At 59.9% G+C, this 16,290-nt stretch carries 13 protein-coding genes and 1 other RNA gene; 10 read left to right on the top strand and 4 right to left on the bottom strand.

Annotated elements, in window-relative coordinates:
• Positions 1-62: 62 nt before the first annotated feature.
• Positions 63-995: a ZIP family metal transporter gene (locus tag AACR14_RS09730; RefSeq protein WP_019446013.1), complete on the bottom strand. Its 933-nt coding sequence runs from the start codon at positions 993-995 to the stop codon at positions 63-65.
• A gap of 387 nt (positions 996-1,382) precedes the next feature.
• Here AACR14_RS09730 and AACR14_RS09725 point away from each other — a divergent pair, with 387 nt between their 5' ends.
• Complete coding sequence (locus AACR14_RS09725; RefSeq protein ID WP_019446012.1) at positions 1,383-3,014, top strand: methyl-accepting chemotaxis protein; 1,632 nt, start codon at positions 1,383-1,385, stop codon at positions 3,012-3,014.
• Positions 3,015-3,419: 405 nt separating this feature from the next.
• Here the strand turns inward: AACR14_RS09725 and suhB are convergent, their stop codons facing one another.
• Complete coding sequence (gene suhB, locus AACR14_RS09720; RefSeq protein ID WP_005352992.1) at positions 3,420-4,223, bottom strand: inositol-1-monophosphatase; 804 nt, start codon at positions 4,221-4,223, stop codon at positions 3,420-3,422.
• A gap of 199 nt (positions 4,224-4,422) precedes the next feature.
• On the opposite strand from suhB, the gene AACR14_RS09715 reads away from it, so the two are divergent.
• From AACR14_RS09715 to emrD, 3 genes are all read left to right on the top strand, one after another.
• Positions 4,423-4,878: a hypothetical protein gene (locus AACR14_RS09715; protein ID WP_019446011.1), complete on the top strand. Its 456-nt coding sequence runs from the start codon at positions 4,423-4,425 to the stop codon at positions 4,876-4,878.
• Positions 4,879-5,046: 168 nt separating this feature from the next.
• A complete protein-coding gene (locus tag AACR14_RS09710; protein WP_019446010.1) occupies positions 5,047-5,709 on the top strand; it encodes a glutathione S-transferase family protein in 663 nt (220 codons plus the stop codon).
• 261 nt (positions 5,710-5,970) lie between these two features.
• Positions 5,971-7,167 (top strand): multidrug efflux MFS transporter EmrD, encoded by a 1,197-nt coding sequence (gene emrD, locus AACR14_RS09705; protein ID WP_005333920.1) that lies wholly within the window; start codon positions 5,971-5,973, stop codon positions 7,165-7,167.
• Between the two features lie 194 nt (positions 7,168-7,361).
• Here the strand turns inward: emrD and ssrS are convergent.
• Positions 7,362-7,543, bottom strand: a non-coding RNA gene (gene ssrS / locus AACR14_RS09700) — 6S RNA.
• A 16-nt stretch (positions 7,544-7,559) separates the two neighbouring features.
• Positions 7,560-7,892 carry a cell division protein ZapA gene (gene zapA / locus AACR14_RS09695; RefSeq protein ID WP_005333910.1) on the bottom strand — a complete coding sequence of 111 codons (333 nt, stop codon included), beginning with the start codon at positions 7,890-7,892 and terminating at the stop codon, positions 7,560-7,562.
• Between the two features lie 173 nt (positions 7,893-8,065).
• On the opposite strand from zapA, the gene AACR14_RS09690 reads away from it, so the two are divergent.
• The 6 genes from AACR14_RS09690 to gcvP all read left to right on the top strand — a co-directional run.
• Complete coding sequence (locus AACR14_RS09690) at positions 8,066-8,635, top strand: UPF0149 family protein (protein WP_019446008.1); 570 nt, start codon at positions 8,066-8,068, stop codon at positions 8,633-8,635.
• 177 nt (positions 8,636-8,812) lie between these two features.
• Positions 8,813-10,036, top strand: coding sequence for a 2-octaprenyl-6-methoxyphenyl hydroxylase (ubiH, locus tag AACR14_RS09685; RefSeq protein WP_019446007.1), 1,224 nt, complete (start codon positions 8,813-8,815; stop codon positions 10,034-10,036).
• Between the two features lie 136 nt (positions 10,037-10,172).
• Positions 10,173-11,441 carry an FAD-dependent 2-octaprenylphenol hydroxylase gene (locus tag AACR14_RS09680; protein WP_019446006.1) on the top strand — a complete coding sequence of 423 codons (1,269 nt, stop codon included), beginning with the start codon at positions 10,173-10,175 and terminating at the stop codon, positions 11,439-11,441.
• A 416-nt stretch (positions 11,442-11,857) separates the two neighbouring features.
• Entirely contained in the window at positions 11,858-12,955 is a 1,098-nt protein-coding gene (gene gcvT / locus AACR14_RS09675) for a glycine cleavage system aminomethyltransferase GcvT (RefSeq protein WP_005346577.1), read from the top strand.
• A gap of 84 nt (positions 12,956-13,039) precedes the next feature.
• Positions 13,040-13,429 (top strand): glycine cleavage system protein GcvH, encoded by a 390-nt coding sequence (gene gcvH / locus AACR14_RS09670; RefSeq protein WP_005333898.1) that lies wholly within the window; start codon positions 13,040-13,042, stop codon positions 13,427-13,429.
• A gap of 298 nt (positions 13,430-13,727) precedes the next feature.
• The coding region (gene gcvP, locus AACR14_RS09665) for an aminomethyl-transferring glycine dehydrogenase (protein ID WP_019446005.1) at positions 13,728-16,290 on the top strand (2,563 nt) is incomplete at its 3' end.

Raw genomic sequence — 16,290 nt, 5'->3', positions numbered from 1 at the left:
GGCGCTCCATATGGGAGCGCCGCGGGTGATAAAAAGCATTGATGAGAGAGGGGCGAGGGCCTTTAGCCGAGCGCGGTATCGAGGGTCATCATCAGGGCAAAGCCCGCCATCAGGCCGAGGGTGGCATAGGTCTGGTGACCGTTGCGGTGAGTCTCAGGGATCACCTCGTGCGAGACCACAAACAGCATGGCGCCGGCGGCGAGCCCAAGTCCGATGGGGTAGGCGATGGCAAGGCCGCTGGAGAGCCCGACCCCGAGCAGGGCGCCAACCGGTTCGAGCAGGCCGCTGGCGATGGCAACCAGCACGGCGACAGAGGGGCGAAAACCGGCGGCGCACATGGCCAGCGCTACCGCCAATCCCTCCGGAATATCCTGCAGCGCGATGGCGGTGGTGAGCGGCAGCCCCACCGACATATCCCCCTGCGAGAAGCTCACCCCGATGGCCATCCCCTCCGGCAGGTTGTGCAGGGCGATGGCAAAGACGAACAGCCAGACCCGGGAGCAGCTCTCGTGGCCGGGGCCGCAGGGGCCGGTTTTGTCATGTTCGTGCGGGGTGAACTGATCAAGTCCCAGCATCAACAGCACCCCGAGGGTCATGCCGACCACCACTACGGCGGCGGCGCTAAAGCCGTTGCCGGTAATCCCCTCGGCGGCCTCCAGCCCCGGCAGCAGCAGGGAGAAGGCGCTGGCAGCCAGCATCATGCCGGCGGCAAAGCCCAGCATGGTGTCCTCTACCTTTTGCGGTACCGAGCGCAGAAACAGGGCGGGCAGGGCGCCGATGGCGGTGGCGGCAAACCCGGCGGCACCACCGATCAGGCCATAGCGCACGCCGCTGGTCACCTCGCCGGTAGCGAGCATGATGAGACTCTGCAACAGCAGCAACAAGACGGCAGCCAGCGCGATAAAGAGACCGAGGGCGGTAAGTGGCCGCGCCTGCAGTTGTTCACGCAGCTGGGCAGACCAGGTTGAAGCGGGCAGATACGAGCTGTTATCCATAAACAAGGCCTCTTGTTACAGCAAATTGTTACAACGAAGGGGGATGGCGCTCCGCCATCGGATTATGTTGGTCATTACAACGAGTTGATGGCCCCTTGTCCATGCCACTGCCTCGATTGCATTTATCGGTTAACTATTTGAAATGATTTGGTCGCTATAAATATTTTGTGATGAATGTCGGGTTGTGAAGGAAATCAGCTTGCATTCATTTGGTGAAATCTGGTGAAGGATTAGGCGATATTGTGATAGAGTGCGCGCCTCGCGAAATCGTCCTTCCCCCGCTTTCGCAACCTTCCATCTCCCGTCAGGAATGGCCGGGATCAGCTCATACGGATGTGATCGCTACTGTTTACCTGCTTGTCAGCAGTTGAGGATCAACAGCCAATCATGTTTTACAAGAATCTCTCCATCGGCAAAAAGATTGCCGTGGTTTTTGCGGTCATTGCCGCAGTCAACGTTGTCTTCGGTGTTTTTCTCTCCAGTGAATTGCGCGGTGTGCGTGATCGGGTGCTGAACTTTACCGACTCTACGCTGCCGAGTGTCCTGTCGGTTGAAACCCTGCTCTATGACGTCTCCTATGTCCGTCGTGCCCAGTTTGCCTTGCTGATGGTGAACGATGCCGCTGATCTGCAGGCTCGCCGCAGCCGGATCCAGCAGAATATCCAGAAAGTAGACAACGCATTTCACGCCTATGAGGCGACCGTCGGTGCTGATCATGAGCGCCAGGTGTTTAACCAAGCCAAACAACAGTGGCTCACTTATCAACGTTCGGTAAACGAGTTTGATATGCTGCTGGTGCAGGGCCAGCATGATCAGGCCAAAACCCAGCTGTTTGCCTCCAACCCGCTCTTCGGGGCGCTGGAGCAGGCGGTCAACTCGCTGATCCAGGTGAACCTCGGTTTCGTCAAAGAGAACCGTGGCAGCCTGCTTGGCAGCGTCAGCATGGTGACCACCTTCGCCATGGTGAGCATCGGCGCCCTGCTGGTGTTCATGGTGGTGATGACCTGGTTCCTGACCCGCCAGATCTGCCTGCCGCTGCAAGCCGTGGTGGCTCAGGCCAATGCCATTGCTGCCGGCGATCTGACCCATCAGCTGGAGCGTCAGCACATCGGCCGCGACGAGCTGGGCATGCTGGCCAAAGCCTCTCTCAAGATGCAGGACAACCTGCGCGGTCTGATTGAAGAGGTAGTGGCTGCGGTCACCCAGCTTGGCACCGCCATCGACGAGGTGAGCGCCGTCTCCGAGCAGTCCGCCAAGGGCATTCAGAGTCAGCAGCAGGAGATCTCGCTGGTGGCGACCGCCATGACCCAGATGAAGGCCACCGTGGCCGATGTGGCTGGCAATACCGAAACCGCCTCCAGCTCTGCCAGCTCAGCCAATGCGCTGGCCCGCAACGGCAATCAGGATGTGCAGCGTTCGCTGGTGGCAATCACCCGGGTTGCCGAAGAGATCGAGCAGGCCGGTACGCTGGTGACAGAGCTGGAGCGTGAATCCGCCCAGATCAACGTGGTGGTGGATGTGATCCGCGGCATCGCCGAGCAGACCAATCTGCTGGCCCTCAATGCGGCCATCGAAGCCGCCCGCGCCGGCGAGCAAGGCCGTGGCTTTGCCGTGGTGGCCGACGAGGTGCGCACCCTGGCGGGTCGTACCCAGGCATCGACCGGCGAGATCGTGGCCATCATCGAAACCCTGCAGGCGCGCGCCAATCAGGCCAAAGAGGTGACTGGCCAGAGCTGCGAGATGATCCGCCAGTGTGTGGATCAGAGCGAGCAGACCAGCAACGGCATCCAGCAGATTGAAGAGGCGGTCGCCCAGATTGCCGACATGGCGATCCAGATTGCCAGCGCCTGCGGCGAGCAGGATGCGGTCTCCGACGAGCTGGGCCGCAACGTCGAGCGGATCAACGAGTCCGCCAATGAGGTGGCGCAGGGGGCGGATCATACTGCCCGCGCCTGTCTGGAGCTGAGCCAGCTGGCGGTGGGTCTGAAGCAGACCATCGGTCGCTTCCGCCTCGCCTGATAAAGGGGCTGGCGTACGCCGGCCTCTTCATTCATAAAAGTCGGGGCGCTTTGTATGCCCTCACGACACCCGGCCATGTGCCGGGTGTTTTTTTATCTGGCAATCGTTACGAGGCCTGATGGTTGGGGTTCTTCATAAGAGGATGAAGGTCAGGGCGAACAGGGAGGTCAGATGATTATCCCGGCCTGTACGCGGTGATATTCGAGAAGGTTGGTTAAGGCGTATTTGCTAACGAGAGAAGGGCGACGAACGGTTTTGGGGATGGGGAACGGGGCGAGCGGTTGGGGTGTGCGCTACGGGGAAGAAGAGCATAAGCAGTTGGTTGGAATGCCCGAACAGGGCATATCGCAGCAATAAAAAAACCGGCTTGCGCCGGTTTTTTTATCTGTCTGCTCGAAGGCTGGCTTATTTAGCTAGAGACTCCGGCAGCTCTTCACGGATCTTGCCCAGCATCTCTTTCAGGACACGCGGGTTGGCAACCACGATGTTGCCGGAGTTTTCGTAGTTGTGACCACCTACGAAGTCGGTGACGATGGCGCCGGCTTCTTTGGCCAGCAGTTCACCGGCAGCGGTGTCCCAGGGCTTGAGGCCGATTTCCCAGAAACCGTCGACGCGACCGGCAGCCACGTAGGCCAGATCCAGTGCGGCAGAGCCGGAGCGACGGATGTCGGCACATTCGATGAACATGCTCTGGAACATTTTCAGGTAGGACTCGATGTGGTGCTTTTGTTTGTAGGGGAAACCGGTAGCCAGTACGGTGCCAGCCAGCTCTTTGGCTTTGCCGACACGGATACGGTAGCCGTTCAGCTGTGCGCCGCTACCACGGGTAGCAGTAAACAGCTCGTCACGGATGGGATCGTAAACAACGGCTTGTTCGGTTTTGCCTTTCACGCGCAGGGCGATGGAAACGGCAAAGTGCGGAATGCCTTTGACAAGGTTGGTCGTGCCATCCAGTGGGTCAATGATCCATTGGTAGTCCGGATTGGTACCGGCAATCTCACCAGACTCTTCAGCAACAATGCTGTGCTCAGGGTAAGATTTTTTGATGGTGTGAATGATGGCCGCTTCGGCTTCACGGTCAACGTTGGTCACGAAGTCATTGCTGCCTTTTTGGATAGCCTCAATGTTCTCGGGCTGGGAGAAGGCTTTTACTACAACTTGACCGGCGTTGCGCGCAGCGCGCACGGCGATATTCAGCATCGGATGCATAGGTTCACCACTGGATGTTAAAGAACGGGGGATAAAAGGACGCGGTATGATACCAGTATTTTGTGCGATGGCAACTGTTATCCCCCTACGACCAATTGATTACCACTGCCAGATTTGACGGCTCCAATATAGACCAGATCTGCGCTAGTCTTATCCCAGCAGTCGGATACAGGCTGTCATGAGCATAGGGATGTGAACCATGAATTTGTCATTAGTGAGTCAGAACGTGTCAGCTGCCAGCGAGGGACTGTTGGCCATCTTGCGGTCATCACCCGAGTATGGTGATCACTTTGCCCACATCACCGTGACCCCCCTGGCCCAGTGGCAACCGGCCAAGACGGAGGCGGCGATCCTGCTGATCGACGGCGATGCGCCCTGGCAGGATGCCGGATTTGCCCGGGGAGAGGATGAGACGATCGGTTTGCCGGTCTTGCCGCTGTTGATCCGCAAGGGGGACAAGGAGCTGACGGTCTGCGGGCCGGATGTGCGTGACCCCCGTTTCTATTTTGTCTCAAACGGCATCGTGCTGGATGAGTCGGAGCTGGCCGAGCCTGCCTGCAGCCGGGTGCTGTTGCGCAAGCTGGAGTCCTACTTCCCGCTGCTTTCCCGCCTGATCATGCTGCGCCAGCGCAAGCCGGTCACCGTGATCAACTAATATCTACCATTGCCAGAGCGCACCAGCGGCGCACCGTGGCCTTGTTTGGCCTACGGTGCGCCGCTTTTTAATGGTCTGGAGCCGGTCACTTGTTGCAAGATGAGGCGGCTATGGTGTTGCACCCAGTTCCAACCGTGCAATCTGGCTATGACCAACAAGGAGTGAATCATGATCGACTTTTACACCGCCGCAACCCCCAATGGCTTCAAGGTGGCCATTGCACTGGAAGAGCTGGGATTGCCCTATCGGGTTATTCCTCTCGATCTCTCGGCACTGGATCAGAAGAAGCCGGAATTTTTGGCCATCAACCCCAACGGCCGCATTCCGGCCATTGTCGATCGGGATAACGAGGATTTCGCCGTATTCGAGTCGGGCGCCATCCTTATCTATCTGGCGGAGAAGGCGGGCAAATTGTTGCCGGCGGATCCCAAACGCCGCTCTCAGGCCATTCAGTGGTTGATGTTCCAGATGGGCGGGGTAGGGCCCATGATGGGGCAGGCCAACGTCTTCTATCGCTACTTCCCCGAGAAGATCCCCGCCGCCATCGAACGCTACCAGAAAGAGGGGCGCCGCCTGTTCGAGGTGCTCGACAGCCATCTGGCTCATCACGAATATCTGGCGGACGAGTACAGCATCGCCGATATCGCCACCTGGCCCTGGGTGCGGATTTATGACTGGAGTGGCATCTCCATCGAAGGGTTACCCCATCTGCAAGCCTGGATAGATAGGATGGCCGAGAAGCCTGCCTGCCAGAAGGGGATCACCATACCGCCGCGCAAAGAGCAGCCGGATGAGCTGATCAAGCAGGCGCAGCAGATGGTAACACGTTGATTTTGAACTGCAGACGGGGCGTATTGCCCCGTAATATTAGAAAAACTAAGGCAAGCCGATTATAAAGATTCGTTCGTTTTCTGTGAGCTGAATCACTATGATGCCCCCATACCACCAAGCGTCCTGTGCGGTGGTCTGGCGGGCTCCCCGCCTACTGTTTCCAACACTGTTTTTGATTGCATCACAGCCTCTGTGATCAGATTCCTCTGGGCCATTTTGTGCCAGAGGGCGGCAGCATTTTTTCGATTTTTTGGGACTGATATGGATCGGCACAGTTTTTATCCGTTGTTTTTACTGACCATTCTGATGGTCGCTGTGGGCCAGATGACCCAGACCCTCTATGTCCCCTCCATTCCCATGATGGCGGGGGACTTCAATGTGGCCTCGGGCCAGTTGCAGGCGGTGATGGCTTGCTACCTGATCCCCTATGGCCTCTCCCAGTTTGTCTACGGACCGCTGTCGGATCGCATCGGCCGTCGTCCGGTGCTGATCGTCGGCATGATGGTGTTTCTGGTGGGAACCCTGATCATTCAGGTCATCCCCCATTTTGCCGCCCTGCTGGTGGGCAGCTTTATTCAGGGGCTGGGTACCGGTGCCGGTGGCGCCATGAGCCGTACCGTGATGCGCGATCGCTACAACGGCGCCGAGCTCAACCGCGCCAACAGTCTGGTCAGCATGGGGGTGATCTTCTCCCCGCTGCTGGCGCCTGTGCTGGGTGGCTGGCTGACCGAGCTGTTCAACTGGCGTGCCGGTTACTGGTTCCTGTTCGGTTTTGGTGCCGTAGCTACTCTGGCGATCATGGCCTGGTTTGGTGAGACTCTGCCTGCTGCTGCTCGTCAGCCACTGCGCGTCGGTGCTGCCTATCGCCATGTACTGGGCAACCCCAAGTTTCAGGGCAACCTGCTCTGCCTGATGGCGACCTTTGCGGGACTGGCGGTATTTGAAGCGGCGGCCGGTGTGCTGCTGGGTGATGTGCTGAAACTGAGCGCCCGTACTGTGAGCGTGCTGTTCGTGCTGCCGCTGCCCGGCTATCTGTTCGGTGCCTGGCTCTCTGCCAAGCTGAGCTTCCGTTTGACTCAGGGCAAACTGATGCGTCTTGGCATCGCCTTTCTGGCGCTCGGCTCCCTCATCATTCTGGTACCGGGGCTGTTCGGGGTGGTGAGTGCTGCCTCGCTGGTCGGTGGTGCGGCTGTCTACTTCATCGGTAGCGGCATTCTCTACCCGACCGCCACTTCCTGTGCCATCGAGCCCTTCCCAGGTCAGGCCGGCACCGCTGGTGCCATTCTCGGCGGGATGCAGAATCTGGGGGCCGGTGTGGTGACCCTGCTGGCGGCCGGTTTCCCGATGACCGGTCAGGTGACTCTGGGTGCCATCATGACCCTGATGGTGCTGATCGTGGCGCTGAGTTTTGTCTGGTTACGCCACCATGGCTCCCCCCACGAGCAGATGGCCATCTAAATTTGCTTGCCTGCTGCAAAACAAAGCCCGCCTTTTGGCGGGCTTTGTCGTTATGGCTGTGTCCGCTTCACACCTTGTCCCATCGGGTTCTCCATTTATTGGGGGGAAAGGTGTAAACCATATTCAGGACGGGACAGTTCGTTGATCATCAGGCAAAGAAAAAGCCCGTCACGCTGGTGACGGGCTTTTGCTGTTGGTACCCCGAGATGCCGTTGCCGGTTTGGGCCCTTGAACCGTCGGTTCAAGGCGGGGATCGGATCTGACCGCAGGCTTCTCGGTCGTGCCGAGCATGCGCAATAGCCAGAAGGCAGATCCCCTGTTTGGTATGAATATCGGCTCGGGGACTTGAACCGGCTGACAAACATCCCAGGGAATTTTAAAACGGTTTGCGATTAGGGCTGTTGCCCCTCTTCGCTGGAATCACCATACTGTCCGTGCTCGATCAGGGCCGCTTCGATGGTGCGCTGCAGCATCTTGATCCGCTTGTCCATGGTCTCAGAGTATTGGTGGTTCTTCTCTTTTTCAAGGCAGAGCTCATGACAGAAATTGAGCGCCGCCATGATAGCCAATTGCTCGTTGCTGGAGACTTTGGAACGTTGACGCAGGTCGATCAACTTGTCGGTCAGCTGCTCGGCGGCCTGGCGCAGGGCATCCTGCTGTCCCAAGGGACAGGATACCTTGTAGGGACGTCCCAAAATGACGATTTCTACGGCCTCTGTGCTCATGCCTTCCTCAATACGGCGGAGCTGATTTCCGCCTTTATCCACGTGGACAACTGGGCGGGACTATATAGCGCAGATGCATAAGTTTCAAGGCCTTGCTGGCTCTGCAAGAGGGAGAATGCTAGGATCCTGACCATTAATTCTGCAAATTTGACTGAACTTTGAGCGGATCCTCTATGAGCAAAACAAACCCCCTTAAATATGCGGCTGTGGCCGACATCATGGAGCAGCATGAGCTGATGGCCAGTGCAGTCGAGGCCCATGGTGTGATCTGCGGTCTGGTGTGCGGCGGTGTTGCACTGGACGACAAGAGTTGGGTGCCCCATTTCAACGATCTGGTGAACGACGGTTTTGGCCTGCCGGCCTCGGTGCGCCAGGTGATGACCGATCTTTATCACAATGTGGTCGAGAGCTTGATGGCTCAGAAAGGCGTCGAGCTGCTGCTGCCAAGTGATGATGCCCCCCTTGATGAGCGCATCGATTCGCTGGTGGACTGGTCACAGGCGTTTCTGGCCGGTTTCGGCGTGGTGCAGCAGGAGCTCTCCCGCGCGTCGGAAGAGCTGCAGGAGATGATCCAGGATATCGCCAGCATCACTCAGGTCTCCGCCGAGTTCGATCAGGAAGATGACGAGAACGAAGCCTCTTTCCTGGTGCTCTACGAACACGTCAAACTGGGTGTCATGATGGCCTTCGAAGAGTTTGGCAAGCGCCCCGATACCCCGAGCTCGCCGCCGACCCTTCATTGAGGTGCGGGTCAACGAGACCCTTACTGAATCAGCAAGAGCGCCTGATGGCGCTCTTTTTTATTTCCTTGTGGTGGCTAACCCTGTGAGGCGCAACCGGTTTTTTGCCGGTGACCTCGCATTCGGCCAGCGGCTTTGTGATAGCATGAGGCCACCTTTTTCACTTCTTCCTCTCTGCTTATGTCTCAATCTGATGTGCGACAGGTCGATGTCACCCTGGTCGGCGGTGGAATGAGCGGTGCCGTGCTGGCCCTCTCGCTGGCAGCCCTGTTTCGATCCGATGGCTCCCCCCTCGAGATCCTGCTGCTGGAGGCAAGCGTCCCCGAACAGCACACCCATTCTGGGTTCGACGCTCGCGCCATTGCGCTCTCGGCCGGTACCTGTGATGCGCTGTTGCGACGCGGACTCTGGCCGCTGTTTGCCCCCTATTGCGCCCCCATTACCCAGATTCATGTCTCGGATCGGGGCCACTTCGGTCAGGCTCGCCTTTCGGCTGCCGAATACGGTTTGCTTGCTCTGGGCCAGGTGATCGAGCTTGCAACTGCCGGTCATGAGCTGCAACGGGCGATGGCGGCCTCGCCCAATCTCCGGGTCTGTTGTCCGGCCCGGGTGAGCGAGATTGCGCCCGATGAGGAGAAGGTGACCCTCACCCTCGAGAGCGGTGAACAGATTGAGACCCGCCTGCTGGTGGCGGCGGACGGCGGCAACTCCTTTGTGCGTCAGCACTTCAAGTTGCCGGTGACCCGCCACGACTTTGAGCAGCACGCCATCATCGCCACGGTCAAAACGGCGCAAGACCCTGAGGGACGCGCCTTCGAGCGTTTTACCGAAGGGGGGCCGCTGGCCCTGTTGCCGATGCAGGAGGGGCTCTCCTCGCTGGTATGGAGCGTCGGGCAGCATGAGGTGGATGAGCTGATGGCCCTCGATGAGGCGGCGTTTCTTGCCCGTCTGCAGCAGGCCTTTGGCTGGCGGCTCGGTCGCTTCGAGCGATGCGGCGTGCGTAATGTCTATCCGCTCATTCTGACCGCCTGCGACTATCCGCTGGCCCAGCGCACCGTGCTGGTCGGTAATGCCGCCCACGCCCTGCACCCGATTGCCGGACAGGGCTTCAACCTCGGGATGCGGGATCTGGACCTGCTTACCGGCGCCGTAGCCAAGGCGTTAGCAGAGGGGGAGGATATCGGCAGCTTCAAGGTACTGAGTGGCTACTGGCAGCAGCGTCAGCGCGATCAGGCGCAGACCGTCTGGCTCACTTCTTCGCTGGCCCAGCTCTTCTCCAATGGTCACGACCCGCTGGTGGCTGGGCGCAATCTGGCGCTCACCCTGATGGGGCGATTCCCGTGCCTCAAGGCGCCGCTTGCCTCGCGCACCCTGGGCTTTGTCGCCGATGTGTGCGGCAACTAGCCAGCACTTGTTGAGTGGAACCTGTTGACCGGAAGATGGTGACCGTCATTCGTTGATCAAAACCTATTGAATAAAGAGGTGATGCCTGCGGGCGTCCCCTCGCTGGCCAGTCGGTCAGCCCTGAAAGGATGAGATGATGCAGATGCAAAATGTGGATGTGGTGATTGTCGGTGGCGGCATGGTGGGGCTGGGGCTCGCTGCGGCCTTGAAACATAGCGCCCTCAAGGTGCTGGTGGTGGAGGGACAACTGCCCGACCCGCAGCTGGGGGAGGTGGCCGATAACCGGGTCAGCGCCCTGAGTCTGGCCAGCCAGCAGATCCTGCGCCATGTCGGCGCCTGGGACGGCATTGAAGCGCGCCGCCTGCAGGCCTACGACAAGATGGCGGTGTGGGAACGGGACAGCTTCGGCCATATCGACTTCGATGCCGCCAGCCTGCGTCAGGCCAACCTCGGCCACATCGTCGAGAATCGGGTGATCCAGCTGGCACTGCTTGATGAGATTGAAGGTGCCAGCAATATCCAGTTGCTGACCCCCGCCAGAGCCAAGAGCCTGCAGAGCGGCCCGGCGGGCGCCCTGCTGCTCCTTGAAGATGGTCAGGCCATCTCGGCCAAACTGGTGGTGGCTGCCGATGGCGCCCACTCCTGGGTGCGCCGTCAGGCTGATATCCCGCTTACCAGCTGGGATTATGGCCACCACGCCCTGGTGGCGACGGTGCGCTGCGCCGAACCCCATGAAGCTGTTGCTCGCCAGATCTTCACCCCGGATGGTCCGCTCGCCTTCCTGCCACTGTGGCAAGAGAACCTCTGCTCCATCGTCTGGTCGCTGCCTGCGGCTCGTGCCGAGGCGCTCTGTGCCTGCGATGACGAGCAGTTCAATCGCCAGCTCACCGCCGCCTTCGATGCCCGGCTCGGTCTGTGCAAGGTGGAGGGGCCGCGCAGCGCGATTCCGCTTACCGCCCGCTATGCTCGCGACTTTGCCCGCGAGCGGCTGGTGCTGGTGGGAGATGCCGCCCATACCATCCATCCGCTGGCGGGGCAGGGGGTCAACCTTGGCCTGCTGGATGCTGCCGCGCTGGCGGAGCAGATCTTGCAAAATCATGCCGCGGGTGAGGATATCGGCCTGCTCGCCAACCTGCGCAGCTACGAGCGCTGGCGCAAGAGCGAAGCGGCTCGCATGCTCGCTGCGATGGAAGGGCTCAAGCGGCTGTTCAGCGGGGCCAACCCGCTCAAGAAGCTGGTGCGGGGCGTGGGATTGCGGGCAGCCAATCTGCTGACGCCCTTCAAGGAGGGGGTGATCCGCGCCGCCATGGGACTGGAGGGCGAGTTGCCCGCATTGGCCCGTCCTGACTGGGTCGTTGCGGCGACCAAGGGCAGTGCCATGCAGGCCAAGGGTGAAAAAAACTAATATTACTCGCCATTTTTGACAGCAAAAGTAATCCGACAAGGCTGATGACCCGTTTTGGGTGTCAGCCTTTAATTTTGCTCTGGAGCGAAACGTTTTTCTGCAAATTGTGACGAAACGGTAAAAATCAAAATTTAATCTCGCCTGAGTCGGCTTATGGCTGTTTTTATCACTGCATTTATCTTAGTGTCTGGAGTCAGTTTTACGGGAGGGGATTAGTTTTTTTTGAGCGGCACGCTCGCCTGCTTGTCATATAATCCGCTCCGTTCAAGGAATCCCTCTTGCCTGGCAAGGGCAGGAGCGAGCACACACTTTTGGATCCGGTCGCTTTTTGCTGTACGTAGTGCAGTCAGAGCGGTGGCGCGGGTCGCAAGGGTGGTCGCCAAAGCGAAAAGGCTTTTTGCTAAGGAAAGAATGCGATGATCCAGACTACTGTACTGCATCCCAAACACCTGGAAGCCGGCGCCAAGATGGTGGACTTCCACGGTTGGGAAATGCCCATCAACTACGGCTCCCAGCTGGAAGAGCACCACGCGGTGCGCAGCGATGCCGGTATGTTCGATGTCTCCCACATGACCATCGTCGATTTGACCGGCGAACGGGTCAAAGCCTTTCTGCAACACCTGCTGGCCAACGATGTGGCCAAACTCACAGCCCCCGGCAAGGCCCTCTACAGCGGCATGCTCAATCCGGAAGGCGGTGTGATCGATGACCTCATCACCTATTACCTGACCGATACCTTCTACCGACTGGTGGTCAACTCCGCTACCCGCGAGAAGGATCTGGCCTGGATCCGCCATCACGCCATCGATTTCGACATCACAGTGACCGAGCGTCCCGAGCTTGCGATGATTGCGGTGCAGGGCCCCAACGCCAAGGTCAAGGCCGCAGCCGTGCTGAGCGCCGCTCAGCGTACCGCCGTGGTGGGGATGAAACCCTTCTTCGGCGTGCAGGCTGGCGATCTCTTTATCGCCACAACCGGCTACACCGGCGAAGATGGTTATGAAATCGTGGTGCCGCAAGAGAAAGCCTGCGAGCTGTGGCAAGCGCTGCTGGATAACGGCGTCGCCCCGTGCGGCCTCGGTGCCCGCGATACCCTGCGCCTCGAAGCGGGGATGAACCTCTATGGTCAGGATATGGACGAGTCAGTCTCTCCACTCGCCGCCAACATGGCCTGGACCATCGCCTGGGAGCCGAGCGATCGCAATTTCATCGGCCGTGACGTGCTGGAAGCGCAGAAAGCGGCGGGCAACCAGCCCAAGCTGGTGGGTCTGGTGATGGAAGAGAAAGGGGTGCTGCGTGCCGGTATGCCCGTTACCTTCACTGCGGCAAACGGTGAGAAGCGGGAAGGTGTGATCACCTCCGGCTCTTTCTCCCCCACCCTGGGCTACAGTATTGCCCTGGCACGGGTGCCCCGTGATATCGGTGAACTGGCCGAGGTGGAGATCCGCAAGAAACTGGTCACCGTGAAGGTCACCAAGCCCGCTTTCGTCCGTAACGGCCAGAAGCTGGTTTAACATCGTCTTGGGGGAGGGCAGTGCCTCCCCCATCCCTTTTCATATTCGTTTTTAAACGCGACTCAAAGATCAAAGGAAGCACAAATGAGCCATATCCCGAGCGAACTGAAATATGCCACTTCCCACGAGTGGATCCGTGTTGAAGCCAACGGCGAGGCCGTGGTCGGTATCACCGAGCACGCCCAGGAGCTGCTGGGTGACATGGTGTTTGTCGAGCTGCCGGAAGTGGGCAAGCAGGTCAGTGCCGGTGACGACTGCGCCGTGGCCGAGTCGGTCAAGGCGGCCTCCGATATCTACAGCCCGGTGAGCGGCGAGATCATCGCCGTCAACGAAGAGCTGGAAGGGAGCCCCGAGCTGGTCAACTCCGACCCCTACAGCGCTGGCTGGCTGTTCCGCATCAAGCTCGATGACGAGAGCGAGCTGGCCAACCTGCTGGATGCCGAAGGCTACCAGAACGTGGTGGACGAAGAGTAATGCCCCCGGGCCCTGCCAACACAGCAGGGCCCCTTTGTATGACCGCCAGCCGGGCAAGCACCGGCCGGTGGAAGGGTGAAGTCGCCCGCGCCTGCCGTTTGCCAGCCTAGGAGCCTAGGGGCAAACAGGTCGGTTCGCAACAAGGCGATCCCCTCTTGATGCTGCCGCAGCATCCGGTGCCGCACCCTGTCTGCGGGACCCAGAACATGAGTGGAGTCGGTATCAGCCGACGATCAGGAACATCAGGTCTTGGTTATCAGGATGTCATGCCAGGACTTATTTATCAGGAAATAGGGAAATGACCCAGTCACTGTTTGAACTCGAGCAAAAAACCGATTTTGTCCGCCGCCATATCGGCTCGGGCGAGGAAGAGCTGCGCCAGCTGCTGGCGACCGTCGGGGCCGAAAGCCTGGACGATTTGATTGAACAGACCGTGCCCGCCGCCATTCGCCTGCCGGGTCCGCTGGGGATCGGTGCCGGCATGACCGAAGTGGAGGCGCTGGCCAAGCTCAAGGGCTATGCCGCCCAGAACAAGATTGCCAAGAGCTATATCGGCATGGGTTATCACGATACTCATGTGCCTCACGTCATTTTGCGCAACGTGCTGGAAAACCCGGGCTGGTATACCGCCTACACCCCGTACCAGCCCGAGCTGGCACAGGGCCGTCTCGAAGCCCTGCTCAACTTCCAGCAGCTGACGCTGGATCTGACCGGCATGGATCTGGCGAGTGCCTCCCTGCTGGATGAAGCGACCGCCGCCGCCGAGGCGATGGCGCTGGCCAAGCGGATGGCCAAGTCCAAATCCAACCTCTTCTTCGTGGCCGATGACGTGCACCCGCAGGTGATCGACGTGGTTAAGGAGCGCGCGGTTCACTTTGGTTTCGACGTGGCGGTTGGAGCCGCGAGCGACGCGGTGAGCGAAGAGGTGTTCGGTGCCCTGTTCCAGTACCCCACCACCACAGGTGAGGTGAAAGATCTGCGCGCCCTGATTGCCGCGGTACAGGCCCAGAAAGGGCTGGCCTGCGTCAGCGCCGACCTGCTCTCCCTGCTGCTGCTCAAATCCCCGGGCGAGCTGGGCGCCGATGTGGTGTTGGGCTCCGCCCAGCGCTTTGGTGTGCCCATGGGTTACGGTGGCCCCCACGCCGCCTTCTTCGCCACCCGCGATGCCTACAAGCGCTCCATGCCGGGCCGTATCATTGGTGTCTCCAAGGATGCCCGTGGCAAGAGTGCCCTGCGTATGGCGATGCAGACCCGCGAGCAGCACATCCGCCGCGAGAAGGCCAACTCCAACATCTGTACCGCTCAGGTGCTGCTGGCCAACATGGCGAGCTTCTACGCCGTCTACCACGGCCCGGTGGGACTGAAAACCATCGCCTCCCGCGTGCACCGTCTCACCACCATTCTGGCCCTTGGCCTCAAGGCCAAGGGCATGCCCCTCAAGCATGCCAGCTGGTTCGATACCCTGACCGTGCTGACGGCAGATAAAGCAGCACTTATTGCCAAGGCTGAAGCTAATGGCATCAACCTGCGCGCCGATCTCGACGGTGCGGTAGGGGTCTCCCTCTCTGAAACCACCACTCGCGGCGATGTGGCCGAGTTGTTCGAACTGTTCCTAGGGGCAGGCCATGGCCTCGACATCGAGGCCCTCGACAAGGTGGCGCAGGCCCATCACGCCATCTCGCAGGATCTGCTGCGCACCGACGCCGTGCTGACCCACGAGGTGTTCAACAAGTACCACTCCGAAACCGAGATGCTGCGTTATATCCACCGTCTCGAAGCCAAGGATCTGGCGCTCAACTACGCCATGATTTCACTCGGCTCCTGCACCATGAAGCTCAACGCCACCGCCGAGATGATCCCGGTGACCTGGCCCGAGTTCGGCAAGTTGCACCCGTTCGCCCCGCTGGCACAGGCCAAGGGCTACCAACTGCTGCTGGCCGACCTCGAAAACTGGCTGGTGAAGGTGACCGGTTACGATGCGGTCTGCATGCAGCCCAACTCCGGGGCGCAGGGCGAGTACGCGGGTCTGCTCGCCATCAAGAAGTACCACGAGTCCCGTGGTGAAGGGCATCGCGACATCTGCCTGATCCCAGCTTCTGCCCACGGCACCAACCCGGCCTCTGCCCAGATGGCGGGGCTCAAGGTGATCGTCACCGCCTGTGACAAGTCCGGCAACGTGGATCTCGACGATCTGCGCGCCAAGGCGGCCGAGGCGGGGGATCAACTCTCCTGTTTGATGGTGACTTACCCCTCCACCCACGGGGTGTATGAGGAGACCATCAAGGAGGTGTGCGACATCGTTCACCAGCACGGTGGTCAGGTCTATCTGGACGGCGCCAACATGAATGCGCAAGTCGGGTTGACGGCGCCGGGCTTTATCGGGGCGGACGTCTCTCACCTCAACCTGCACAAGACCTTCGCCATTCCTCACGGTGGTGGCGGCCCGGGCATGGGCCCCATCGGCGTGAAGAAGCATCTGGCACCGTTCGTGGCTGGTCATGCCGTGGTCAAGACCGACAAGGAGAGCCGTGACAACGGCGCCGTGTCGGCGGCACCGTTCGGCTCGGCCAGCATCCTGCCCATCAGCTGGATGTATATCGCCATGCTGGGGGACGAGGGGCTGAAGAGATCCACTCAGGTAGCCATCCTCAACGCCAACTATCTGGCCAAGAAGCTGGGTGAATCCTTCCCGGTGCTCTATTCCGGGCGCAACGGTCGGGTGGCCCACGAGTGCATCCTGGATATCCGTCCGCTCAAGGAGGCTTCCGGCATCAGCGAGATGGACGTGGCCAAGCGGCTGATGGACTACGGCTTCCACGCACCGACCATGAGCTTCCCGGTAGCGGGTACCCTGATGGTCG

The sequence above is a fragment of the Aeromonas sp. 159 genome (genome assembly GCF_963862045.1).
Lineage (GTDB): Bacteria > Pseudomonadota > Gammaproteobacteria > Enterobacterales > Aeromonadaceae > Aeromonas > Aeromonas veronii.
This window is presented reverse-complemented; position numbering and strand designations above follow the sequence as displayed.